The 24,304-nt window shown below is 70.9% G+C and carries 23 protein-coding genes; 13 read left to right on the forward strand and 10 right to left on the reverse strand.

Annotation, left to right across the window (positions count from 1 at the left end):
- Positions 1 to 13: 13 nt before the first annotated feature.
- Both OHA17_RS14100 and OHA17_RS14105 read left to right on the forward strand, forming a co-directional pair.
- A complete protein-coding gene (locus OHA17_RS14100; RefSeq protein ID WP_406510710.1) occupies positions 14 to 991 on the forward strand; it encodes a hypothetical protein in 978 nt (325 codons plus the stop codon).
- A 301-nt stretch (positions 992 to 1,292) separates the two neighbouring features.
- The gene (locus OHA17_RS14105) at positions 1,293 to 1,748 is read left to right on the forward strand and encodes an ATP-binding protein (RefSeq protein WP_406506949.1); all 456 of its coding nucleotides are present in this window, start codon (positions 1,293 to 1,295) and stop codon (positions 1,746 to 1,748) included.
- Positions 1,749 to 1,825: 77 nt separating this feature from the next.
- Here the strand turns inward: OHA17_RS14105 and dapC are convergent, their stop codons facing one another.
- Both dapC and fdxA read right to left on the reverse strand, forming a co-directional pair.
- Entirely contained in the window at positions 1,826 to 2,923 is a 1,098-nt protein-coding gene (gene dapC, locus OHA17_RS14110) for a succinyldiaminopimelate transaminase (protein WP_406506950.1), read from the reverse strand.
- A gap of 104 nt (positions 2,924 to 3,027) precedes the next feature.
- Positions 3,028 to 3,348 carry a ferredoxin gene (gene fdxA / locus OHA17_RS14115; RefSeq protein ID WP_018845645.1) on the reverse strand — a complete coding sequence of 107 codons (321 nt, stop codon included), beginning with the start codon at positions 3,346 to 3,348 and terminating at the stop codon, positions 3,028 to 3,030.
- A 141-nt stretch (positions 3,349 to 3,489) separates the two neighbouring features.
- Here fdxA and OHA17_RS14120 point away from each other — a divergent pair, with 141 nt between their 5' ends.
- The 5 genes from OHA17_RS14120 (at position 3,490) to OHA17_RS14140 (ending at position 7,579) form a co-directional block, all read left to right on the forward strand.
- A complete protein-coding gene (locus OHA17_RS14120; protein WP_406506951.1) occupies positions 3,490 to 4,485 on the forward strand; it encodes a GNAT family N-acetyltransferase in 996 nt (331 codons plus the stop codon).
- Positions 4,486 to 4,502: 17 nt separating this feature from the next.
- The gene (locus tag OHA17_RS14125; protein ID WP_406506952.1) at positions 4,503 to 5,333 is read left to right on the forward strand and encodes a transglutaminase-like domain-containing protein; all 831 of its coding nucleotides are present in this window, start codon (positions 4,503 to 4,505) and stop codon (positions 5,331 to 5,333) included.
- A gap of 351 nt (positions 5,334 to 5,684) precedes the next feature.
- Positions 5,685 to 6,332: a C39 family peptidase gene (locus OHA17_RS14130; protein ID WP_406506953.1), complete on the forward strand. Its 648-nt coding sequence runs from the start codon at positions 5,685 to 5,687 to the stop codon at positions 6,330 to 6,332.
- A gap of 156 nt (positions 6,333 to 6,488) precedes the next feature.
- Positions 6,489 to 6,977 carry a hypothetical protein gene (locus OHA17_RS14135; RefSeq protein WP_406506954.1) on the forward strand — a complete coding sequence of 163 codons (489 nt, stop codon included), beginning with the start codon at positions 6,489 to 6,491 and terminating at the stop codon, positions 6,975 to 6,977.
- A gap of 101 nt (positions 6,978 to 7,078) precedes the next feature.
- Complete coding sequence (locus tag OHA17_RS14140; RefSeq protein ID WP_406506955.1) at positions 7,079 to 7,579, forward strand: hypothetical protein; 501 nt, start codon at positions 7,079 to 7,081, stop codon at positions 7,577 to 7,579.
- Positions 7,580 to 7,598: 19 nt separating this feature from the next.
- Here OHA17_RS14140 and OHA17_RS14145 read toward each other — a convergent pair whose 3' ends face one another.
- From OHA17_RS14145 to OHA17_RS14180, 8 genes are all read right to left on the reverse strand, one after another.
- Positions 7,599 to 8,204 carry a response regulator gene (locus OHA17_RS14145; RefSeq protein WP_406506956.1) on the reverse strand — a complete coding sequence of 202 codons (606 nt, stop codon included), beginning with the start codon at positions 8,202 to 8,204 and terminating at the stop codon, positions 7,599 to 7,601.
- The gene (locus OHA17_RS14150; RefSeq protein ID WP_406510711.1) at positions 8,201 to 9,334 is read right to left on the reverse strand and encodes a sensor histidine kinase; all 1,134 of its coding nucleotides are present in this window, start codon (positions 9,332 to 9,334) and stop codon (positions 8,201 to 8,203) included. The genes OHA17_RS14145 and OHA17_RS14150 overlap by 4 nt, the downstream gene beginning before the upstream one ends.
- A gap of 68 nt (positions 9,335 to 9,402) precedes the next feature.
- Entirely contained in the window at positions 9,403 to 10,143 is a 741-nt protein-coding gene (locus tag OHA17_RS14155; protein WP_398876338.1) for an ABC transporter permease, read from the reverse strand.
- Positions 10,140 to 11,075, reverse strand: a complete 936-nt coding sequence (locus OHA17_RS14160) for an ABC transporter ATP-binding protein (protein ID WP_406506957.1) — start codon at positions 11,073 to 11,075, stop codon at positions 10,140 to 10,142. Before OHA17_RS14160 ends, OHA17_RS14155 begins: the two co-directional genes overlap by 4 nt.
- Positions 11,076 to 11,294: 219 nt before the next feature.
- Positions 11,295 to 13,418: a hypothetical protein gene (locus tag OHA17_RS14165; protein ID WP_406506958.1), complete on the reverse strand. Its 2,124-nt coding sequence runs from the start codon at positions 13,416 to 13,418 to the stop codon at positions 11,295 to 11,297.
- 168 nt (positions 13,419 to 13,586) lie between these two features.
- Positions 13,587 to 13,976, reverse strand: a complete 390-nt coding sequence (locus tag OHA17_RS14170; RefSeq protein ID WP_406506959.1) for a DUF6113 family protein — start codon at positions 13,974 to 13,976, stop codon at positions 13,587 to 13,589.
- 14 nt (positions 13,977 to 13,990) lie between these two features.
- A complete protein-coding gene (mshB, locus tag OHA17_RS14175) occupies positions 13,991 to 14,878 on the reverse strand; it encodes an N-acetyl-1-D-myo-inositol-2-amino-2-deoxy-alpha-D-glucopyranoside deacetylase (RefSeq protein ID WP_406506960.1) in 888 nt (295 codons plus the stop codon).
- A gap of 70 nt (positions 14,879 to 14,948) precedes the next feature.
- Entirely contained in the window at positions 14,949 to 15,143 is a 195-nt protein-coding gene (locus OHA17_RS14180; protein WP_053729969.1) for a DUF2304 family protein, read from the reverse strand.
- 191 nt (positions 15,144 to 15,334) lie between these two features.
- On the opposite strand from OHA17_RS14180, the gene OHA17_RS14185 reads away from it, so the two are divergent.
- The 6 genes from OHA17_RS14185 (at position 15,335) to OHA17_RS14210 (ending at position 24,154) form a co-directional block, all read left to right on the forward strand.
- Positions 15,335 to 17,500, forward strand: coding sequence for a prolyl oligopeptidase family serine peptidase (locus tag OHA17_RS14185; protein WP_406506961.1), 2,166 nt, complete (start codon positions 15,335 to 15,337; stop codon positions 17,498 to 17,500).
- Positions 17,501 to 18,011: 511 nt separating this feature from the next.
- Positions 18,012 to 19,049: an ABC transporter permease gene (locus OHA17_RS14190; RefSeq protein ID WP_053729971.1), complete on the forward strand. Its 1,038-nt coding sequence runs from the start codon at positions 18,012 to 18,014 to the stop codon at positions 19,047 to 19,049.
- Between the two features lie 28 nt (positions 19,050 to 19,077).
- On the forward strand, positions 19,078 to 20,859 hold the full coding sequence (locus OHA17_RS14195) for an ABC transporter substrate-binding protein (RefSeq protein WP_406506962.1): 1,782 nt from the start codon (positions 19,078 to 19,080) through the stop codon (positions 20,857 to 20,859).
- Positions 20,860 to 20,929: 70 nt separating this feature from the next.
- Positions 20,930 to 21,907, forward strand: coding sequence for an ABC transporter permease (locus OHA17_RS14200; RefSeq protein ID WP_406506963.1), 978 nt, complete (start codon positions 20,930 to 20,932; stop codon positions 21,905 to 21,907).
- 28 nt (positions 21,908 to 21,935) lie between these two features.
- Positions 21,936 to 23,003: an ABC transporter ATP-binding protein gene (locus OHA17_RS14205; protein ID WP_406506964.1), complete on the forward strand. Its 1,068-nt coding sequence runs from the start codon at positions 21,936 to 21,938 to the stop codon at positions 23,001 to 23,003.
- A 20-nt stretch (positions 23,004 to 23,023) separates the two neighbouring features.
- A complete protein-coding gene (locus OHA17_RS14210) occupies positions 23,024 to 24,154 on the forward strand; it encodes an ABC transporter ATP-binding protein (RefSeq protein WP_406506965.1) in 1,131 nt (376 codons plus the stop codon).
- The last annotated feature ends 150 nt before the right edge of the window (positions 24,155 to 24,304 follow it).

Raw genomic sequence — 24,304 nt, forward strand, 5'->3', positions numbered from 1 at the left:
GCGCTCCAGTACGGTGGGCACCGTGTCCGAGCCCATCGACCTCCCGCGCCCCTCCCGACGCGGCCGCCTCCTCCGTATCGGAGCGGCCCTCGCGGTGCTGCTCGCGATCGCCGGATATCTGGTGGTGCAGTACGTGAGCGGGGGTCCGGGCGCGCCCAGATGCGTGGCGGGGACGGGCGACGGGCAGGGGGCCACGTTCGAGATGAGCCCCGAGCAGGCCGAGAACGCGGCGACGATCACGGCCGTCGGCATCTCGCACGGGATGCCGGAGCGGGCGGTGACGATCGCGCTGGCGACCGCGCTCCAGGAGTCGGGGCTGCGCAATCTGAGCCACGGCGACCGGGACTCGCTCGGCCTGTTCCAGCAGCGGCCCTCGCAGGGCTGGGGCAACGCCGAGCAGATCATGGATCCGGTCTACTCGGCCGGGAAGTTCTACAAGCACCTCGCCGAGGTCCCGGGCTACTCGCGGCTCCCGCTGACCGTGGCCGCGCAGAAGGTGCAGCGCAGCGCCTTCCCGCAGGCGTACGCGAAGCACGAGCCGGACGCGGCGGTCCTGACGGCCGCGCTGACCGGCCGCGAGTCCGCCTCCCTGACCTGCACGGTCGCCAAGAACGTGCGGCCGGGCGACCCCGCGCAGGTGCGCGCAGGCCTGACGAAGGCGTTCGGCGAGGGCACGGTCGCGGCCGAGCAGCCGGCCGGCGCGGGCCACGACGTCGCCGTGCCGGTGCGCGTCACCGAGGGCACGGCCGCGGCGGGCGCCGACCGGGAGCAGCGCGGCTGGGCGCTGGCGCACTGGGCGGTCGCCCGGGCCTCCTCGCTGCACATCGCGCGGGTCACCTACGCCGGCCGCGCCTGGAGCGCGGACGACTCGGCCGACGGCTGGTCCAAGGCCCCCGCCGCCGCGACGGTCCCCGCCTCCACCGGGCAGGGTTCCGCCGCCGGCTCTTCGGGGGACGGTACGCAAGAGGTACGGATCACCCTCGCGCCATAACCGGCCGTCCGTTCGGCAAGGCACTCGACCGAAGTACCCCGCCATTCCCGGCGTGCACTTTCGCACCCGCGTCCGGATGCCGATCCGCAGAATCGTCAATTCCCTTGAGAACAAAGGGATCTGACAGTCAATCAGGGAACGCCGCGGTGATTCATTTGCCCGTTTTTATCCAGAGTAGATAATGCGACGCATTACGAACTCTTTACCCATGGGCACCGCAACCTCTCCTCCCCTCACGGCGGTTGTCACTGCGTCCGAACGCCGGACAGTCACACATTTCCAACCCGTCTGAAGGAGCATCATGTCCCTCCCCCTGACCCGTCGGATCGCCCGCGCCGCGCTGCTCATCGCGGCAGGTGCAGCGCCCGTGGTCGGTGCGGCCGGCTCCGCAAGCGCCGTGGAACTTCCCCAGGCCGCCCCGAACCTCGGCGGCCTGACCCAGATGGACCCCAGCTCGGTCAGCAACACCGTCGACGGGGTGGCCCAGAAGGCCACCGGCCTGGCCGGCGACACGGGCGCCGCCACCGTCAAGAAGGCCGTACCGATGGCGGGCAAGACGGTCGGACAGGCGGGCAAGGTTGCCACTCCGGCCGCGCAGAAGGCGGCCGGTGACGCGACGGGCAGCGCGGGCGAGATCCTCGGCTCGGCCACCCAGACCGCCACCCAGGGCGGCCTCCCCACCCCGCAGGGCGTGCCCACCCCGGGCCTGCCGAGCACCGACCAGCTCCCGCTGAAGGGCCTGCCGATCGGCGGCTGACCCACGGCGTCAGGTGATGCGAAGGGGCCCGGGGAGTGCAGACTCCCCGGGCCCCTTCGTGTGCGTACGCCTGCGGGCTACTGCCCGAGCCGCTTCACGGCCGCCTCGACGCGCTCGTCGGTCGCCGTGAACGCGACCCGTACGAAACGCTCGCCCGCCTCGCCGTAGAAGTCCCCGGGCGCCACCAGGATGCCGAGCTCGGCGAGGTGGGCCACCGTCTCCCAGCAGCCCTCGTCGCGGGTCGCCCACAGGTAGAGGCTGGCCTCGCTGTGCTCGATGCGGAAGCCGTGCTTGACCAGGGCCTCGCGCAGCGCCGCCCGCCGCGCCGCGTACCGCGCCCGCTGTTCCTGTACGTGCGCGTCGTCGCCAAGCGCCGCGACGGTGGCCGCCTGCACGGGGGCCGCGGTCATCATGCCGCCGTGCTTGCGGATCTGGAGCAGCTCGCCGAGCACGGCCGCGTCACCGGCGATGAACGCGGCCCGGTAGCCGGCCAGGTTGGAGCGCTTGGACAGCGAGTGGACGGCCACGATGCCCTCGTAGCTGCCGCCGCACACGTCAGGGTGCAGCACCGAGACGGGCTCGGCCTCCCAGCCCAGCTCCAGGTAGCACTCGTCCGAGAAGATCAGCACGCCGTGCTCGCGGGCCCACGCCACGATGCGTACGAGCTCGTCCTTGGCCAGGACCCGGCCGGTCGGGTTGGATGGCGAGTTGAGCCAGAGCAGCTTGAGGTTCGTGGGGTCGAGCTCGCAGGGGTCGTCGTAGACGACGGCCTCCGCGCCGCAGAGGCGCGCGCCGACCTCGTACGTCGGGTACGCCAGCCGCGGGTAGGCCACCTGGTCACCCACGCCGAGGCCGAGCTGGGTGGGCAGCCAGGCCACCAGTTCCTTGGAGCCGACCACCGGCAGGATGTTGGTGTGCTCGACGGAGCGCGCGCCGAGGCGCTTCTCCAGCCACCCCTTGATCGCGTCCCGCAGCGCGGGCGTGCCCCACACCGTCGGATAGCCCGGCGAGTTCGCGGCCCCGGTCAGGGCCCGCTGCACGAGCTCGGGGACCGGGTCGACGGGCGTGCCGACCGAGAGGTCCACGATGCCGTCCGGGTGGGCCGCGGCCGTCGCCTTGTACGGCTCCAGCTTGTCCCAGGGGAAGACGGGAAGGCGCGAGGAGACTGCGCTCACGAAAGGGGCTCACTTTCTCGTACGTACGGTCTGCGGGCGGCCGGGCCGGGAAACACCGCGGCCCCGCACGGCAGCTGAGCCGTACGGGGACCGGGGAAGCGCGATCAGCCGTTCTGCGGCGGCAGCGCTGCGATGAAGGGGTGGTCCCGCTCGATCAGGCCGAGCTTGGAGGCGCCACCGGGCGAGCCGAGCTCGTCGAAGAACTCGACGTTCGCCTTGTAGTAGTCCTTCCACTCGTCCGGGGTGTCGTCCTCGTAGAAGATCGCCTCGACCGGGCACACCGGCTCGCAGGCGCCACAGTCGACGCATTCATCCGGGTGGATGTACAAGGACCGGGAGCCCTCGTAGATGCAGTCGACCGGGCACTCTTCGATACACGCCTTGTCCTTGACGTCGACACAAGGCTGCGCGATGACGTAGGTCACGCTGTCGTTCCTCCTCGATAGGGCGCGGCGGGCCGATCTGCGGCTCCGTCCACGTGGCGCGCGGGAGCGCGGCGTCGTCGATGCCCACACCTAGTATCTCCGGTTCGGGGCACGATCCGAACAGGAGGGGCGGAGAGACCTGTGGAATTCACCACCGGCGGACGGCTTGAGGTCCGAATTACGGCTGCCGATACGGGCAAACGCGTATCAGTCCGGCGCCTGAGCTCCACTGGAACTCCAGGCTCCCTGTTCACGGACACGGTCGGCGTACTCACATCATGGGACCACGGTGTGTTGTCGATCACACGAAAGAGCGGTGAGACGGTGCGCATCGAGGAGTCCACGCTCGTCGCGGGCAAGGTCGTCCCCGCGGCGCCGGCCCGCCGTCGCGGTCCGGCCGCCTCCTTCGAGGAGCTCGCGCCGGTCCTGGCGCGCGCCTGGCAGCCCGTGGAGAGCGAGCGGCTCGGCGAGTGGACGCTGCGGGCCGCGGCCGGATTCACCCGCCGGGCGAACTCGGTCCTGCCGCTGGGCGACCCCGGTCTCCCGCTGCCGGACGCTCTCGCCCGCGTACGCGACTGGTACGCGGCCCGCGGGCTTCCCGCGTACATCCAGACCGCGACGGGCGCCGCGGGCACCCAGGAGCGGCTCTGCGCCGATCTTGAAGAGGCGGGCTGGGAGCGGGAGGTGAGCGCCGAGGTGCGGATCGCGGCGCTCGCGCCGATCGGCGACCTGGACGCGGACGTGTCCCGGGTTCGCCTGGAGCGCACGGTCGACGAGGCGTGGCTGAGCCGCTACCAGCGGTCGGCGACCCCGGGCGAGCACATCCTGAAGGTCCTGAACAGCGGCCCCTCGGTGTGGTTCGCCTCGGTCCCCGGCGACGGGGCGGCGCCCGCGGCGATCGGGCGGTGCGTGGTGGACGGCCGCTGGGCGGGCTTCATGGCCGTCGAGGTGGACCCGGCGCTGCGCCGCCAGGGCTTCGCGACCGCCGTCATGACCGCGCTGGCCCGCCGCGCCCTGGACGAGGGCGCGTCGGCCGCCTGGCTCCAGGTGGAGGCCGACAACGACGGGGCCCGCGCGCTCTACGAGGGCCAGGGTTTCGCGACGCACCACAGCTACCACCACTTCCGATCTCACTGACCGGGTACGAGGCTGACATGAATCCGGAAGGCACCGACTGGCAGCGGGAGTTCGCCGAGGAGGCCCGCTCGGAGCGCCCCGACGTGGTGACGCTCTGCCTCCTGCTCGGCGCGGTCGCCGACCCCGCGCTCGGCCAGCGGGGCATCGACACCGCCCACATCGAGCTGGACCGGCTCGCCGGGCTGCTCCCCCACGGCCTCACGGGCTCCCGCCCCTGGGCCCTGGCGATGGCCGAACTCCTCGGCGCCACCTGCGGCTTCCACGGCAGCCCGCCCGACTACCAGCGCCTGGAGTCGTCCCTGCTGCACGAGGTCCTCCGACGCCGGCGGGGCCTGCCCATCCTGCTCTCGGTGGTCTGGATCGAGGTGGCCCGGCGGGCCGGGGCGCCGGTGTACGGGGTGGCGCTGCCGGGCCACTTCGTGGTGGGCTTCGGCCCGCGCGAGGACCGGGTGCTCGCCGACCCGTTCGACGCGGGCCGGCTGCTGACCGGCGCGGATGCGGAGCTCCTGGTGGCGGGGGCGACGGGCGCGCCTTTGGACGAGTCCATGCTGGCCCCGGCCGCCCCGCTGGACGTCATCCTGCGCATCCTGAACAACATCCGCGCCTGGGCCGCGGCCCGCCCGGAGCGCAGCGACGTCGCCCTGTGGGCGGTGGAGCTCTCCCTGCTGCTCCCCTCGCACCCGGCCCGACTGCGCTTCGAGCGGGCCCAACTCCTGGTCCAGCGCGGCGAATTCCTGGCGGGGGCGGCGGAACTCGACCAGTACGCGGACGCGGTGGAGCCGGTGGAGCCGACCACCGCGGAATCGGTTCGGCGCCGGGCTCGGGCGGCCCGGGCCATGCTCAATTAGCTCACGTAGCGGGGTGGGTTTCCTTGGGCGCGGGCCCGCCCCCGTGCGGCTGATTGCGCAGTTCCCCGCGCCCCTAACCCGCCTTCGACCGCGGACCGTGCGTGGCCGGTCGCGCAGTTCCCCGCGCCCCTAGCAGGGTGGGCCCTGGCCAGCACAGCCCGTCCGGCGCCTTGCACGCCGCCCATGCAGGCACACCCAGCCCGTCCGGCGTTTGAGGACGAGCGCCATTCGGGCGCGAACGGGGGTCCGGGGGCTGAGCCCCCGGGAGACGGTCCGCAGTTACATCCCACCCCCGGAGGGTCTCGGGAAGGGGCGGGGTGGGGAAGAAGCCGGCCCCCCTAAAGTCCCCCCATGAGCGACCGCCACCCCCGCACCGTCCACCCCGTCCCCTACCACTCCCAGTGGGCCTCCCCCGAGCTGGTGGAGGCGATCGTCGCGGGGGCGCTCGACGCGGCGCGGGATCCGTTGTGGCGGAAGTACGGGGCCGAGACCCCCGAGGAGTACGCCTGGTGGTCGTGGCGGCTCTGCGGAGTGGCGTGTCTGCGGATGGCGCTGGAGTACTGGCAGGGCTCCGCGCCGACGCCGATGGAGCTCGCCGAGGAGTGCGTGGCGGCGGGGGCGTACGTCCGGCGCGACGACGGGCTCGACGGGCTGATCTACGCCCCGTTCGCCGAGTACGCCCACGCGCGCTGGGGCCTGCAAGCGGCGGCTCGTCCGCATCTTCCGATGGCTGAGATCCCTCAACTCATTGCGTCCGGACACCTGTTGATGCTGTCCGTCCACCCCTCGATCCGTGAGCTCGCGCCGGCCCCGGAGCGCCGGGGCGGCCATCTGGTGCTCGCGGTGGGGGCGACCGAGGACGCCCTGGTCTTCCACAATCCGTCCGGATTCCAGGGCCGTTCCCAGGAGTTCGTCCACATCCCGTGGACCGACCTTGAGCGGTTCTACGCGGGGCGGGGGGTCGCCATGGGGCCGGGGACCGGGCCGCCCGGGCGCTGAACCCACCACATCCGGCCAATCCCCGCGCCCCGCCGGAAAACCCTGCCGGAACGGCGACCAGCGGTCACAATCTGTTGACGCACCCTCAACTGGGCGTCCCCGATGGCCTGTTGGGGACGGCGCAGCCATGTCACCCCGACCTCGCCTGGAGTCCCCTTGTCACGCCTCAGACCCATAGCCGCCCGCCTCGCCCCCGCCCTGCTCCTGCCCCTCCTCGCCACGCTCGGCCTCGCCGCCCCGGCCGGCGCCGACCCCGCGCAGGCCGACCTCTCCGTGACCCTGGACGCCTCCCCCAAGGGGCTCGGCATCAACGCGGCCACGTTCACCGCGAACGTCACCAACACCGGGCCCTCGGCCGTCAGCGCCGCCCGGGTGTGGTTCAGCTATCCGGCCGGGTTCACGGCGCCGTCCGCGTCCGGCTGCACGCTCGACAAGACCAACCGGACCGCCGTCTGCGCGCTCGGCGCGATCCCGTCCGGCGCCACCGTCTCGAAGAAGCTGACGCTGCACGCCGGCCTCCTGGCGAGCGGCAGCCTCCCGGTCACGGCCGCCCTGGTCGACCTGGCCCCCGCCGACCCGGACCCGGGCAACAACTCCGCGGTCCACGTCTGCTCGGCCCTGACCCTGCTCCTGGTCAGCTGCTGAACCTCCGGGGACCCCTGGGGTTCGGGTCATGGATCACGGGGGTCCCACGGTGCACGATGGGGGTGGCGGATCTTCACCCCCGACGCGGGACGGGATGGCGCATGCAGACCAACACGGCCATGGCCGGGCTCCTGGCCCGCACCGACGTCTCCGGGCTCGGCGCCGACGACGCCCCGGCGCCCTTCCGCGACGTCGTACGCCAGGGATGGACGACGAGCCCCGGCGGGGCCCGGCTGCTCACGGCGCTGGTCGACACGACTCATGGGACGTACGTCGACGCCGTGCAGGAGGAGTACTCCGTCAACGGGCGCGGGATGAGCGACGAGGGCCTTCCCGCATCCGGCCCCGAGCGGGAGCGGGCCCTGCTGCGCAGGTGCCTCGCCTATGCCCGGCTCGCCCTGCTCGGTGCGCACGAGCGGTTCGGGGACGCGCGCGTGAAGGGTTACGTCTCGCTGTCCACCGGCGGATTCTACGAGGACACCGTCACCGCGTACGTCACCTTCTGCGCCGAGCACCCCGGCCTTCCGCGCTACCTCGGCCCCATCGAGGGCTACGAGGAAGAGGCCGTCGCCGAGCTCGTCCTTGCCGACTTCGAGGACTGAGCCGACCGGCCCCCGGGGGTTACAGCCAGCCCTTCTCGCGAGCTATGCGGACGGCCTCCGCACGGTTGCGGGCCGCCAGTTTCTGGATGGCCATGGAGAGGTAGTTGCGGACCGTGCCCTGCGAGAGGCAGAGGGCGGCGGCGAGTTCGGCGTTGGTGGCGCCGCCCTGCGCGGCCCGCAGCACGTCGCGCTCGCGGTCGGTCAGCGGGTTCGCGCCCTCGGCCAGGGCGGCCACGGCGAGCGTCGGGTCGATGACCCGCTCGCCGTCGAGCACCTTCCGTACGGCCGTGGCCAGTTGGGCCGCCGGGGCGTCCTTGACCAGGAAGGCGTCCGCGCCCGACTCCATGGCGCTGCGCAGATATCCGGGCCGCCCGAAGGTGGTCAGGATGACGATCTTCACGTCCGGCAGCTCGCGGTGCAGTCGCGCCGCCGCCTCGATGCCCGTCATGCCCGGCATCTCGATGTCGAGCAGGGCCACGTCGACCGTGTGCGCGCGGGCCGCCGCGAGCACCTCGTCGCCCCGGGCGGCCTGCGCCACCACCTCCATGTCCGGTTCGAGACCGAGCAGCGCGGCGAGGGCCTCGCGGACCATGGACTGGTCTTCGGCCAGGAGGAGTCGGATCATGATCCGGATACTAGAGGGGTCGTGGCCGGGTCGGGAATCAGCGGGATCCGGGCGACCAGCGTGAAGCCCCTGCGGCCGGAGTCCGTCTCCAGGACTCCGGACACCTTCTCCAGGCGCTCCGCGAGGCCGGTCAGGCCGTTGCCCGGGACCGGGGACGCCGGGCCGGGGCCGGGCTTGCCGTCGTCCTGGACGCGCAGTTCGAGGAACCGGCCGTCCAGCGTCTGGCGTTCGCCGATGGTGACCGTGCAGTGCCGGGCGCCGCTGTGGCGCACGACGTTGGTGGCGGCCTCGCGCAGCACCCAGGCGAGCACCTCCTCCTCGGCGGCGGGCAGGCCCTCGGGCGCCTTGGTCGGCACGTCGGCCTCGATGCCCGCCGCGCTCAACGCGGTGCGGGCGCCCGCGAGTTCGGCGGGCAGGGTGGCCCGGCGGTAGCCGCTCACGGCGGCGCGTACGTCGACGAGGGCCTGCCGGCTCACCTGCTCGATGTCGGCCACCTGCTGGGCCGCCTGATCGGGGTGGCCGGGCAGCATGCGCCCGGCCAGCTCGCTCTTCAGCGTGATGAGGGACAGGGAGTGGCCGAGCAGGTCGTGCAGGTCGCGCGCCATCCTCAACCGCTCCTCGTTCGCGGCGAGTTGGGCCACGGCGGCCCGGGCCTCGCGCAGTTCCACCGACGTACGGATCAGATGGCGCACGCCCGTCATGGCGAAGCCGCCCAGGATCGCGGGGATGACCAGGCCCGGCACGACGTCGCCGACGTGGGAAGCGCGCGTCCCGATCACGGTCATCGTGGCGGTCGTGACCAGGATCGACCACGTCGCGAGGGCCATCGGAAGCGTGGCCCCGCAGGAGACGGACACGTACACGAAGAGGACGAGCCAGGGCGAGCCGAGCGTGAGGGAGAGGACGACCGCGAGCGCCGCCAGGAAGCCGAGGAGGCCGTAGACCGTCGCGCGGGCCGGGGGGCGGGCGGTGTGGCGCAGGACCAGGGCCAGGTAGACCGTCACGAAGGTGGCGAGGCCCAGCCAGCCGAGCACGGTCGCCGCGGTGGTGTGGCTGGCGTCGAGCAGGTCGCCGATCGGGGCGCCCATGAAGGCCAGCCAGATGCCGACCCACATCAGCTTCTGCCACATCTGGCGGCGCGTCTCGGGAGTCAGCCCGATCCGCACCGCCGGCTCCTTGTGGCCCTGGTTCAAGGGACTCACGCCTTCAGGGTGTCCTTCCGGTACAGCCATGCCGCGCCGCCCGCGAAGAGCAGGAAGTAGAAGACGAGGATGGCGAGGTCCTTGCCGTGCGGGGCGTTGCCCAGCTCGATGGCCTGTCCAAGGGCAGCGTACGCGTGCGTGGGCAGCCACTCCGCGATGTTCTGCAGCCACTGCGGGAAGACGGTGCTGGGCATCCACAGGCCGCCCAGGATCGACATGCCGAAGTAGATGATCATCGTGATCGGGCGGACCGCGTCACCGCTGGCGATGTAGCCGATCGCCACGCCGAGGGCCGCGAAGCAGAGCGAACCGGCCCAGATGGCGACGGTGAGCGCGCCCCACTGCCAGGCCTCGAAGCGCACGCCCTTGGTGCCGGCCGCGACGAGGAAGACGACCACGATGCAGGGCAGGGTCACGACGGCCGCGCTGGCGATCTTCGCCAGGACGTAGCCGCGGCCCGGCAGGGTGGTCAGCCGCAGCTGGCGCACCCAGCCCTTCTCGCGCTCCTTGGCGATCTTCTCGCTGTTGCCCATGAGGACGGCGGTGATCGCGCCGAACGACGCCATCGAGACCATGTACAGGGCGGGGAAGGTGAGGTCGGTGCCCTTGACCTTGTCGGTGCTGTTCTGCGAGGCCGCGAAGAGCAGGTAGAGCGCCGACGGGTAGATCACCGAGAAGAACATGAACTTCTTGTTCCGCAGGGTGCGGGTGATTTCGAGCTTTATCAGAGTATTCATGCTGCTTTGGCCTCCTCGGCCGAGGTGATGGCGACGAAGGCCTGCTCAAGGCCGAGACCCGCGACTTCGAGGTTGCGCGGGTAGAGGCCGAGCCCGTACACCGCGTGCATCGTCGCGTCGGCGTCGTGCGACTGGATGCGGACGGTGCGGCCCGAGATGTCGATGGTGGAGAGGAAGGGGAGCTCGCGCAGGGCGGCCTCGTCGATGGCGCCTTCGAGGTCGAAGCTGACCCGGCGGGCACCGGCCTTGGCCTTGATCTCGGCCGCGGTGCCGTCCGCGAGGAGCTTGCCCCTGTGCAGGACGAGCACCCGGTCGGCGATCGCGTCGGCCTCTTCCAGGTAGTGCGTGGCGAACAGGACCGTACGGCCCTGGGCGGCCTGCTCGCGCATGGTCGCCCAGAACGCCTGGCGGGCGGTGACGTCCATGCCGGTGGTCGGCTCGTCGAGGACGATCAGGTCGTTGGCCCCGGCGGTCGCCAGCGCGAAGCGGACGCGCTGCTCCTGGCCGCCCGAGAGCTTGTTGACCTTGCGGTCGGCTATCTGCGCGATCCCGGCGCGGTCCATGACCTCGGCGACCGGGTACGGCTTGGGGTGCAGGTCGCAGCCGAGCTTGACCAGCTCGCGTACGGTCACGTCCTCCATCAGGCCGCCGCTCTGCAGCATCGCGCCGACCTTGCCGGCGTTGATGGCCTGCGAGGGCGTCATGCCGAAGAGGCTGACCGTGCCGGAGTCGGCGTTGCGCAGGCCGAGCAGCAGGTCGAGGGTGGAGGACTTGCCGGCGCCGTTGGGGCCGAGCAGGGCGACCGTCTCACCGGGGTGCAGCCGCAGCGACAGGTCGGCCACGGCACGGACGTCGCCGTAGCTCTTGTTCACGTTCTCGAAGCTCACCACGGACTGTGCGGTCCGCTCGGCGGGAGGTGCTGTCTGCGTCATGGGTCCAGATTCGCCCAGCCGGAGGTCACGGCGGCAGTGCCGGGCGTCGTGACTCCCGCATGACGGATGTCATGGATGCAGCCATGACACCGCCCCCGCACCGCAGGGGTACGGGGGCGTCGCGTGCCTCAAAGGGGCGCGGGCAACTGCTCGACCTGCCACGGACGGCCCGCACTGGAATCCTCGCATCCCGCGGGGCTCGCCGCACCCGCGGAGGCGCTAGCTCGGATTGAGATCGATCGTGGCGGTCCGCTCGGCCGGGGTCTTGCCGAGGAGCGCGGTCTTCATCGCGTTGGCCACGTCGTCCGCGGACACCTCGTGCTTCTGGCCGCCCTGGTTGACCATGATCCCCTTGAAGGTGGAGCCGATCAGCTCGGTGATCGCGGCCTTGTCGTAGACCTCCACCAGCTTCCCCCCGTTCGGCTTCATCGAGAGGATCTTGGGGAGCGACTTCGACGGGCCGAAGGGCAGCGACTTGGCGCCGGCCTTGATCGTGACGATCCCGGACATCGCGGGCTCCGCGAAGTCCTTCATCGCCCGGTCGATCTCGGTCTGGCTGATGGTGGGCTGGCGGATCGCGACCGGCAGCGACACCGGGTCCGCCTTTCCGGTCTGCACCATCGTCCGGTACGCGTCCTTCACCGAGATCATCGAGCGGTTCACGTCGAGCGCCTTGCCCGCCTTGCCCGGCACGGCGACGGCCTTGCCCGGCACGAACTTGATCGTGCCCTCGGTCGACGAGCCCGAGGCCCCGGCGAGGTCGGTCAGGGCGACGCCGAGCTTCTCCTCGTCGACCGGGATCACCGGTTCGGCGACCCGTTTGCCGCCGAAGAGCGCGCCGATGACGGACACCGGGTTGTAGTCGGCGCCCGCCGCGGCCCGCACGGTCGCCTGGCTGTCCAGCGAGAGGCCCGCGATCTCCGGCTTCAGCTGCGCCTGCTTGCCGTCGACCGTGAGGTTCAGCGGCTGGTTGGCGCGCTTGCCGAGGGTCTGGTCGAGCTTGGAGACGGCCGCCTCCTTGGTGCCGCCGCCGATGTCGACGCCGAGCACCGTGGTGCCCTTGGGGACCTCGGAGTGGTTCAGGACGAGACCTGCGCCGTACGCCACGCCGACCAGGGCGACCAGGCCGCCGCCGAGCAGGGCCAGCTTGGAGCGGCCCTTCTTGGCGGGCGCCGCGGGCGCGCTGGCGCGCTGCGGCTTGGCCGGGGGCTCGGCCTCGTCGAAGTCGGCGCCGGGGGGCGGCGTGAGGTTCGGGCCGCCGGGGCCGGGCGGGAAGGACGCGCCGCGGTGCTCCGGCGGGATGACCGGGATGCCGCTGGTCAGGGTGTCCCCGGAGACATGGCCGCCGGGCGACGCGGGCGCCGCCGGGTTGACGGCCGGGCTCGCGAGGGGGTTGCCCACGGTGTGCGTGAGCGGGCTCGGCGCCGGGGCCTGCGGGGTGAGGATCGCCGTGTCGTCGGACAGGACGGGGGCGGGGACCTGCCCGCCGGGGGCGAAGGGGTGACTGCCACCCACGCCGCCGCCCGCACCAGGACCCTGGGCCGGGTTCCGGCCGAAGTCCTGGCCTGGGCGTACGCCGTCGCCACCGGGCCGGGGACCGTCGCCGAACCCCATGCCGGGGCCCGGCCCTTCACCCGGGCCTCGACCCAACCCGGGCCCCTGGCCCGGGAGTTGACCGGGATCCGCGCCGAAGACCGAGCCCTCCGCGGTGCGCGGGTTCAGCCCGGCGCCCTGACCCATGCCCGTGCGGCTGCCGACGGGCCGCACGGGCAGCGCGGCGTTCCCGGTGACGGGCCCCGTGGTCGGGCCGGACGGCGGGCCGGGACGCGCCCCGTCCGCACCGGCCGGGCCGTCAACGCGGGCGGATCCGTCCGCACTCGGGGACCCCGCGCCCGAACCGTCCGAGAAGTACGGAAGGTCGGGCCGCGGCGTGCCGCCCGGCGGGGTCGCCGAAGAGGAGGGCGCCGCCGGGGACTTGCGCGGGGCGAACCAGTTGCTGGTGGGCCGCTCTTCGGCGGCCGGCTCCTCGGACTCCGGCTCGGCGGTCTCGGGCCTGGGCACCGAACCGGTGCGCTCGCTCACGCCTTCCGCGTCCACCGGCTTGGCGGTGTCGCTCATGGGCGTACGCACCACGACCGGCGGGATGGGCCGCGAGCCCGGGATGTTGATCCGGATCCGCGTCGTCAGCGTGGTCTCGGTCTTCGGCTCGTCCGGCTCGGCTGCGGCTTCAGGAACGTCCCGGCCCGCGGCCGACGGGGTTCCGTACGGCGGCGTGCCCGAGGGGTACCCGGCTGTGCCGCGCCCCTGGGGGCCGGAGGACGAACTGTCAGTTTCACGACTCAAGGCTGGTTCTCTCCCGATTGGCTCCGCCACCCGGTCTCGTTCTTGTGGTCCCTCTGTACGGGCGGCTCGGCGGCGCGCACCACCATACTGGCCGCCGTCGTTCCGTACGGGGCGGGCCGGAGAAGGCGCACCCCGTCCCCTTCTACTGCGTCGTCGCACTTGCGCACGTCACTCGCCAAGTCGGGCGGCCTGGCCACCGGGTTGCGCGAATCCACCGATCGTGGCGCAGATCACAGCTGCAACCATCCCGCCGAGCAGGAAGACGTACGACCCGGCCCCGGCGCCGAACACGAAGTCGCCTTCGGGGCGCGAGGCGGTCAGCAGGATGACGGCGACCAGCCAGCCGGCCGCGGGCGCCCCCACTCCGCCCCGGCCGCCCATGAGTTGCGTTCCGGAGTAGAAGAGCCCGACGGCTCCGGCGAGGGACAGTGCGAGGCCGCCCGGGAACCAGGCCGTCTGCACGAGCGCCCCGGCGACGCCGACGAGCGCGCCGAGCACGACGAGCAGCAGGTACAGCGCGATGCGCGCGGCGCCGCCGCCCGCCCTCGTGTCATCCATGGCGGTACGTTTACTCACTTGCCCACACCTTCAAACAGGTCGTGCTCGCGCTGCCCGGCGGGAACTCCCTGGACACCCGCCGCCAATTGGTAGTACTCGGTGGTGAAGATCGGCTGGGCCAGGTGGTTGGAGAGCGCGAAGTAGGGCCCCTGGACGGTGATCTGGGTCTCGTGCGCGCGCATCGCGGCGCCCTTCGCCGCGGCGTACGCGGTGCCGTCGATCTCGGCCGTGATGTCCGGCTCGTCCACGACGCCCGGTACGTCGTCGATGGCGGCGATGCCGGGGAAGTCCGCCTTGGCGGCGCGCAGCTCGGCGAAGGCCCGCTCCGCGACCGGGCGGGGCACCCGGTTCCAGTAGATCTTCGCGACGGTGTGCGGCTCGCCCAGGTCGCGGCGGTAGCCGGACTCGGCGGCGAGTTCGGCGGCGCGCATCGCGACCCGGTGCGCCTGGATGTGGTCGGGGTGCCCGTAGCCGCCGTCGGGGTCGTAGGTGACGAGGACCTGCGGGCGCACCGAGCGGATCACCTCTACGAGGTACGCGGCCGCGTCGTCCACGTCGGCGTTCCAGAACGCGTCCGCGCGGTGGTTCTGCTCGACGCCCATCATCCCGGAGTCGTGGAAGCGGCCCGGGCCGCCGAGGAACCGGTGGTCGGTGACGCCCAGTTCCTTCATCGCGGCGGCGAGTTCACCGATCCGGTGGGCGCCGAGGCCGCCCTCCTGATCGGGTGCGAGATGGGCGAGCTCCGGCGGGATGACCTCGCCCTCCTCGCCGAGGGTGCAGGTCACCAGGGTGACGTGCGCGCCTTCGGCGGCGTACTTGGCCATGGTGGCGCCGTTGTTGATCGACTCGTCGTCCGGGTGCGCGTGCACCAGGAGGAGACGGCGGGCGGGGAGTTCCGACATGGGCCCAGCCTACGAGGCCGGGGCCGGGCCGCACCCCCGCCGCCCGGGTTCAGGACAGGCCGCGGGCCCCCTAGAACTTGATCCCGCCGATCATCCCCGCCACGTTGCTGGTCACTTGGCTGATGGTGGGGGCGATGGACGAACTCGCCAGATAGAAGCCGAGCAGCATGCAGACCGCCGCGTGTCCGGCCTTCAGCCCGGATTTCCGGACCAGCAGGAAGACGACGATCGCCAGCAGCACCACCGCCGAAATCGAGAGTGCCACGGCGGTTCACCTCCATCTGTTCCGGTGGTCGGACGGACCCAGCAGTGCGCATACAGCCAGCAGGTTCATACCCACTGAGCGCTACGGATCATAACTTTCCGTGGGAACGCATTGATCGGGGCACGGGCGCACACGGGGCGCACGCGGCTCGCACCTGGGCGGGCCGCACCGGGGGCGGCTAGGTTCCCCTCATGACGACGACCGCATCCAGGCACTCAGAGGACCCCGGGCAGCTCTCGTTCCCCCGGCACTCAGCACGGACCCAGCGCTTCACGCTCGGTGCGCCCCGCGCCTTCACCGTGTCGCCGGACGGCGAGCGGATCGTCTTCCTGCGCTCGCCGTCCGGCACCGATCGCAGCAACCGGCTCTGGGTGCTCGACCTGGTGCGCGGTGGTACGGAGCGGATCGCGGCGGACCCCGGCGCGCTGCTCGGCGGCCGGGGCGAGCGGCTCTCCGCCCAGGAGCGGGCGCGGCGCGAGCGCAGCAGGGAGGGTTCGGCCGGAATCGTCGGGTATGCCACCGACGCGGCCGTCGAACTCGCCGCGTTCGCGCTGTCCGGCCGCCTGTTCACCGCCGAGCTGCGCGCCGGGACCGCCCGCGAGCTGCCGGTGCCGGGCCCGGTGCTCGACCCGCGCCCCTCCCCCGACGGGCGCCACGTGGCCTATGTGGCGCGGGGCGCGCTGCGGGTCGTGGGGGCCGAGGGCGACGACGACCGGGCGCTCGCCGAGCCCGAGTCGCCCGAAGTGACGTACGGGCTCGCCGAGTTCATCGCCGCGGAGGAGATGTCCCGCTCGCGCGGCCACTGGTGGAGCCCCGGCTCGGACCGCCTCCTGGTCGCCCGCGCGGACGACTCGCCCGTGCGGCGCTGGTGGATCGCGGACCCGGCCAACCCCGGCCAGGAGCCCGTGCGGGTCGCCTATCCGGCGGCGGGCACGCCCAACGCCGAGGTGCGGCTCTTCCTGTACGCGCTGGACGGGACCCGCACCGAGGTCGTCTGGGACCGGGCCCGCCACCCCTATCTCGCCCGGGTCCACTGGTCCTCGGACGGGGCGCCGCTGCTGCTCGTGCAGTCCCGGGACCAGCGCACCCAGCTCCACCTGGCCGTCGACCCCGCGTCGGGCGCGACCCGCACCGTGCATGTCGACGAGGACGCGGACTGGCTGGAACTCCTGCCGGGCGTCCCGGCCTGGGCGCCCGACGGGCGGCTCGTACGGATCGCCGACGAGGGCGGGGCGCGGGTCCTGGCCGTCGGCGACCGGGCCCTGACCGGCGGGCAGTTGCACGTCAGGGCGGTGCTGGACATCGGCGAGAGCGACGTCCTGATCTCCGCGTCCGCGGGTGTGAGGACCCCTTCGGCGGCCGCCGGTGCTCCCGAGATCGGCGAGATCCATGTGTACCGGGTCAATGAGCTGGGTACGGAACGCGTCTCGGACGGCGCGGGAGTCCACTCGGCCGTGCGTTCCGGGGCGATCACGGTGCTCAGCTCCGCCCGGCCCGACCGGCCGGGGACGGACGTCAGGGTGCTGCGGGACGGCAAGGAACTGGCCAAGATCGTCTCGTATGCCGCGACTCCCGGCCTCTCGGTGCGGCTTCGACTGACCGAAGGGGGCGCACAGCGGATCCCGTGCGCCGTTCTGCTCCCGTCCCACTACCGCGAATCCGACGGACCGCTGCCCGTACTCATGGATCCGTACGGCGGTCCGCACGGACAGCGGGTGGTGGCCGCGCACAACGCGCACCTCACCTCGCAGTGGTTCGCCGACCAGGGCTTCGCGGTGGTCGTCGCCGACGGCCGGGGCACCCCGGGCCGCTCCCCCGCCTGGGAGAAGGCGGTCAAGAACGACTTCACCCTCGTCCTGGACGACCAGATCGAGGCGCTGCACGGCCTCGCGGGCGGCTACCCGCTGGACCTCGGCCGGGTGGCGATGCGGGGCTGGTCCTTCGGCGGCTATCTGTCCGCGCTCGCCGTGCTGCGGCGGCCCGATGTGTTCCACGCGGGCATCGCGGGCGCGCCGGTGACGGACCTGGAGCTGTACGACACCCACTACACGGAGCGGTACTTGGGGCTCCCGTCCGAGAACCCCGGGGTGTACGACTCCAACTCCCTCGTCAGGAACGGCGAGTTGACGAGCCGGCCGAGCCCGGCCCGCCCACTGATGATCATCCACGGCATGGCGGACGACAACGTGGTGGTGGCCCACACCCTGCGGCTGTCCTCCGCGCTCCTGGCGGCGGGTCACCCCCATGAGGTGCTTCCGCTCACGGGCGTGACGCACATGACCCCGCAGGAGCAGGTCGCCGAGAACCTGCTGCTGCTCCAAGTCGACTTCCTGTGCCGCTCGTTGGGGCTCGGCTAGGGGGTGTCCGATGGGTCAGGGTCGGGTAGGTCGTGGCGTCTGGTGCGGTGCATCGCAAGGCGCCGGAGCGTCCCGATAGCGGAGCTCTCGGGGCGTTTCGGCAACGCGGCGAGGTGCCGTGCCAGACGTCGCGGCCCCGGCCATGACCCATCGGACACCCCCTAGCCACGGGTGACGGCCGGCCGGGCCGCGAAGAGCGGCCCGGCCGGCCCACGGCACCCGCACGGCCGTACGGTGCTCACCGTGCCATGTCCGTATATCGGCGCCGCGACCGGCATGTTGCCCCCGTGTTACGGAAATTGATGGGCATTTAGCATGAGATTCCGGATAAGCCGGGAGCCTGTCAAGCACGCGTCCGCACCGAAGAATGAAATCTTGCGCCAAGTAAAGCGATGAGTTCACCTCGGCCTGCACCAACCCCTTGACTCGCACCGCCGCACGCATGAATGTTCCGGTCAACAAATGACGCAACAGCGCCGCTGAATCCTTCCTGCGCGGAGGGCAATGCGAAATGTCAAGTTCCACAAGAGCTGCCATGGAGCCATCCGACCCGCTTCCCGGAGAGGGTGACGCCACCGGCCCGGCCGACGGTATCGAAGTAAAGACAAGCGAACTTGTCGGGCGCTCACCCGGGCGTCTCGCGTGGATCCGGTTCAAACGCGACAAGGTCGGAATCCTGTGTGCCTTTACGGTCCTCGGATTCATCCTGGTCGCAGTGGCCGCTCCACTCATCTCCAAGCTGTACGGAAAGGACCCCTACCAGCTGTACGGGCAGGACCGCGGGCTGCTGAACAGCTACGGCATTCCGCTCAAGCCCAACGGCGGGATCGACGGCGACTTCTGGTTCGGCATCGAACCGAAGCTCGGCCGCGACGTGTTCACGCTTTTGATCTACGGCATCCGCACCTCGCTGCTCATCGCCCTCGCGGTCACCACGATCGCGGTGGTCATCGGCGTCCTCATCGGCCTGGTGCAGGGGTATCTGGGCGGCCGGACCGACTACTTCCTCGGCCGGTTCTCGGACCTGATGCTGTCCTTCCCGCAGCAGTTGTTCTTCATCGCCTTCACCCCGGTGATCGTGGCCCTGTTCGTCTCGCCCACCGAGGAGGAGCCCGCCTACGTGCGGGTGGTGGCGCTGATCCTGGTGCAGCTGGTCCTCGGCTGGATGACGATCGGCCGGCTCATCCGGGCCCAGGTCCTTTCGCTGCGCGAGCGCGAGTTCATCGAGGCGGCCCGGCTCAGCGGCGCCTCGGGCTGGCGGATCATCCGCAAGGAGCTGCTGCCCAACATCTGGTCGACCGTGCTCGTACAGGCGACCTTGCTGCTCCCGGTCAACGTCACCGCCGAGGCGGGGCTTTCCTACCTCGGCGTCGGGGTCCACAGCCCGACGCCCGACTGGGGCCTGCTCTTCCAGTCCGGGGCCACGTACTACGACTCCGATCTCACCTTCATGTTCTTCCCCGGCATCGCGATGGTCGTCTTCGTCGTCGCGTTCAACCTGCTCGGGGATTCGGTCCGGGACGCTCTCGACCCCAAGACCGTGCGCTGAAGCCGATCATCCTGACAGGCAGGAACTCATGAGAATAAACAAGGCGCGCCAGGTTTCCGCGGTGTTCGCGGTGGGGGCACTGGCGCTGACGGCCGCGTGCAGCAGCGGCGGGGCGAGCGACAACGGCAAGGGCCCGGACACGGGCAAGCAGGCCTCGGTGCAGAACTTCGGCGTGGGCACCAAGGCCGACTCCACAGGACCGGCCGTCGCGGTCGACGGCGCGAAGTCCGGCGGCACCGCCTACAGCCTCGATCAGGCCGGCTTCGACTACCTGGACCCGGGCCAGCAGTACGTGAGCGACCAGCTGTCGGTGCAGCTGCTCTACAACCGCTCGCTGACCGGCTACAAGATCGACCCGAAGACCGGCAAGACGATCGTGGTCGGCGACCTCGCCACCGACACGGGCACGCCCTCCGACGGGTCGAAGACCTGGACGTACACCCTCAAGGACGGGCTGAAGTTCGAGGACGGCACGCCGGTCACCACCAAGGACATCAAGTACGGCATCGAGCGGCTCTTCGCCGACTACGAGACGCAGGGGCCGCAGTACGTCCAGAAGTGGATCTACGGCACCGACTACCGCAAGAAGTACACCGGCCCCTACGACGGCAAGGAGATCCCGGACTCGCTGATCTCGACGCCCGACGACAAGACGATCGTCTTCCACTTCCTCCAGCCGCACGCGGACACCCCGTACGCGATGGCGATGCCCAACATCTCGCCGGTCCCCAAGGCCAAGGACGACAAGCAGAAGTACAACAACCACCCGGTCTCCACCGGCCCGTACAAGATCGCGAGCTATCAGCCGGGCAAGTCGCTGTCCTTCGTGCGCAACACCAACTGGGACCCGAAGACCGACCCGATCCGCAACGCCTACCCCGACAAGTGGGAGTTCCAGCTCGGCATCCAGGAGCCGGGGCTCACCAACCGGCTCGCCGCGGACACCGGCACCGACAAGTACGCCATCAACATGGCGCAGTCGGCGGACCCCTCGAAGATGCAGACGCTGACCTCGGACCCGCAGTACAAGAGCCGGACGGTGAACGAGTACCAGCCCTACGTCGAGGTGTTCAACCTCAACACCAAGCGGATCACCGACCCGAAGGTGCGCCAGGCGCTCCAGTACGCCTTCCCGCTCCAGCAGGTCCAGCAGGCCATGGGCGGCGGCGCGCAGGGCGACCTCGGCACCTCGCTGCTCAGCCCGACGGTGTCCGGCTACAAGAAGTCCGACCCGTTCGGCAAGCTCGCCAAGCCCATGGGTGACCCCGAGAAGTCCCTCCAGCTCCTGAAGGACGCCGGCGTCACCACCCCGTACAAGATCTCGCTGGCCTACGCGAACACCCCGAAGTGGGACACCGTCACGCTGACCATCCAGAAGGCCCTGGAGAAGGCCGGCTTCAAGGTGGACCGCAAAGCCATCGACACGACCTCGTACTACACGGTGGTCGGCAAGGTGAATACGCCGTACGACATGTACCGGGCGAGCTGGGGCGCGGACTGGCCCAACGGGTCGACGGTCGTGCCGCCCACCATGGACGGCCGCAACCTCGTGGACGGCACCAACAACTACTCATTCCTGAACGACCCGAAGATCAACTCCGAGATCGACCGCATCAACCAGATCACGGACCTGCCCAAGCAGGCGGCCGCGTGGGAGCAGCTCTCCGAATACGCGCTCCAGACCGACGCGTCGCAGATTCCGTTCCTCTTCGACAAGTACTTCAACCTGTACGGTTCCGGCCTCGGCGGCGTCACCTACAACCAGGTCTACGGAACGATCAACCCGAACTCGATCTTCGTGAAGCAGTAGCACGTGCGGCTCGGTTTCCCCGGCCCCGAGGCGGGCCGGGGAAACCGCATAGCGACGGAAGAGTCAGCCGATGTTCCGTTTCCTGGTGCGCCGTGTGCTCGGTGCCATGGTCATCCTGGTCCTTATCAGCATGATCACGTATTTCCTCTTCTTCTTCCTGCCGTCCGACCCGGCGCTGCTCTCCTGCGGCAAACAGTGTGATCCGCAGAACGTCGCCCTGATCCGCAAGAACCTCGGACTCAATCTGCCGATCTGGACGCAGTACTGGCACTACATGGTCGGCATTTTCGTCGGCCGCCATATGCCGATCGGCAATTGCCCGGCGCCCTGTTTCGGCTATTCCTTCGCCAATCAGCAGCCGGTCTGGGGCACGATCGCCGACAGTTACCCGACGACGCTGACCCTCGCGGTCGGCGGCGCGGCGGTCTTCCTCACCATCGGCGTCTCGCTCGGCCTGATCTCGGCCTGGCGCCAGGGCACGGTCTTCGACCGGGTCGCCAGCGCCACCTCGCTGCTCGGGCAGTCGGTGCAGATCTACTTCATCGGACCGCTCGCGATCCTGTTCTTCTCCACCAAACTGGGCTGGCTCGACCGGGGCCACGACGTGGACTGGGCGCACGACGTCTGGGGCTCGGTCACCGGGATGATCCTGCCCTGCCTGGTCCTCTCGGTGATCTTCTGGTCCAACTACAGCCGCCAGACCCGCTCGTTGATGGTCGAGCAGCTCTCCGAGGACCACATCAGGGCGGCCCGCGCCAAGGGCATGTCGTCCCGTTACGTCTTCATGCGGTACGCGCTGCGGGGCGCGATGGCCACCATCATCACCATCTTCGGCGTGGACCTGAGCGCGGTGCTCGGCGGCGCGATCATCACCGAGGTCACCTTCGGCCTGCACGGCCTCGGGCTGCTCTCGGTGGAGGCGGTGCTCCGCAGCGACCTGCCCCTGGAGATGGCCGTGATGCTCATCGGCGCCTCCCTCATCGTCGTCTGCAACATCGTCGTGGACCTGGCGTACGCCTTCATCGACCCCCGGATCAGGCTCGCCTGACGCCCGCAGACCTTCAGGAGAACCACCTGTGTCCACCCTGAGCCGGACCGCCGCCGAACCGGTCTCCGCACCGGCGTCCTCGTTCCTCTCGGTCCGCGACCTGTACGTCCACTTCGCCACCGAGGACGGCACCGTCAAGGCCGTAGACGGCCTCTCCTTCGATCTCGAACGCGGCTCCACGCTGGGCATCGTCGGCGAGTCGGGCTCCGGCAAGTCGGTGACCAACCTCGCGATCCTGGGTCTGCACAACCCGCGCAACACCACGATCCAGGGCGAGATCCTCCTCGACGGCCAGGAGCTGACCGGCGCCACCGAGCGACAGCTCAACCGGCTGCGCGGCAAGAAGATGGCGATGATCTTCCAGGATTCGCTGGCCGCGCTCTCGCCGTTCTACACGGTGGGCCGGCAGATCGCCGAGCCCCTCATGAAGCACACCGGCGCCTCCCGCCGCGAGGCGCGGGCGCGGGCCGTGGACATGCTGCGCAAGGTCGGCATCCCCCAGCCCGAACTGCGTGTCGACGACTATCCGCACCAGTTCTCCGGGGGCATGCGGCAGCGCGCCATGATCGCGATGGCGCTGGTCTGCGACCCGGAACTGGTGATCGCGGATGAGCCCACCACCGCGCTCGACGTGACGGTCCAGGCCCAGATCCTGGACCTCCTCAAAGACCTCCAGCAGGAGACCGGCGCGGCGATCATCATCATCACCCACGACCTCGGGGTGATCGCCAAGACCGCCGACCAGGTGATGGTGATGTACGCCGGCCGGTGCGTGGAGCGGGGCACCGTCAAGGAAGTCATGCACCGGCCCCAGCACCCCTACAGCTGGGGGCTCCTCGGCTCGGTACCGCGCCTGGACTCCTCGGTGGAGACCCCGCTGATGCCGATCCCCGGCGCCCCGCCGAGCCTGCTCTCGCCACCGCCGGGCTGCCCCTTCCACCCCCGGTGCGGCTTCACCGGCGAGGTGGCGGACGGGACCTGCCGCACCGTCCGTCCGGATCTCCCCGAGGACCAACGACGGGGCTCGGCCTGTCATTTGACGAGCCATCAGAAAGAGGCCATCTTCACCGAGCAGATCCGCCCCAGGCTGCGCTGACAAGGATGCGGGACATCGCCATGAGTGAGAAAGCCACCAGCGTCGCCGAGCAGCGGGGCAGCGCGCCCGGGTCCGGCGGCACGGGCCCGTTGCTCGAAGTGACCGGCCTGGTCAAGTACTTCCCGATCAACATGGGGTTCCTCTTCAAACGGCACGTCGGCGATGTGCGCGCCGTGGACGGGATCGACTTCAGCATCGGCCGGGGCGAGACCCTCGGCCTGGTCGGCGAGTCCGGCTGCGGCAAGTCGACCACCGGCCGCCTGGTCACCCGGCTCCTGGAACCCACCGCCGGAAAGGTCGTCTACGCCGGGCAGGACATCACCCACGCCTCCCGCCGGGCCATCGCGCCGATCAGGTCCGAGATCCAGATGATCTTCCAGGACCCGTACGCCTCGCTCAACCCGCGCCAGACGGTCGGCGACATCATCGCCAACCCGATGGAGGTCAACGCCATCAAGCCGCCCGGCGGCGTGGAGCGGCGGGTCCGCGAGCTCCTGGAGACCGTCGGCCTGAACCCGGAGCACTACAACCGCTTCCCGCACGAGTTCTCCGGCGGGCAGCGTCAACGCATCGGCGTGGCACGGGCGCTGGGCCTTGAGCCGAAGCTGATCGTGGCCGACGAGCCGGTCTCGGCGCTCGACGTGTCGATCCAGGCGCAGGTGGTCAACCTGCTCCAGGACCTCCAGCGCGAGCTGGACATCGCGTTCCTCTTCATCGCGCACGACCTGGCGATCGTGCGGCACTTCTCGCAGCGGGTCGCGGTGATGTACCTGGGCCGGATCGTCGAGGTCGGCGACCGCGAGTCCATCTACCGGCGCCCGCGCCACCCGTACACCCACGCCCTGCTCTCGGCGGTGCCGGAGGCCGTGGTGGAGGAGGAGGGCGAGGGCCGCGAACGCATCCGGCTCGCCGGGGACGTGCCCTCGCCGGTGGACCCGCCGTCGGGCTGCCGCTTCCGCACGCGCTGCTGGAAGGCGCAGGACAAGTGCGCCTCAAAGACTCCCCCGCTGGTACGCATCGAGGGCAACCGGGAGGGGCATTTGACGGCGTGTCACTTCCCCGAGGAACCGACGATCACGGCGCGGGACGAGGACGTCGTCCTCGACCCCGCTCTCGCCGCGATCGAGGAGGCGACGGATACGGCCCATTGACCCGAGCCTGAGCCTCCGCTCGGAGTCGAGGCTCGCGCCCGCACACCCCAATTACCACCGCGGGCGCGGGCCTTGATGTTCGGCTGCGGATCGTGCGTGGCTGGTCGCGCCCCTGGAGTGCTCGGCTTCGGCGTCGCCTCAAGGGGCATG

The sequence above is a fragment of the Streptomyces sp. NBC_00212 genome (assembly GCF_045206365.1).
Lineage (GTDB): Bacteria > Actinomycetota > Actinomycetes > Streptomycetales > Streptomycetaceae > Streptomyces.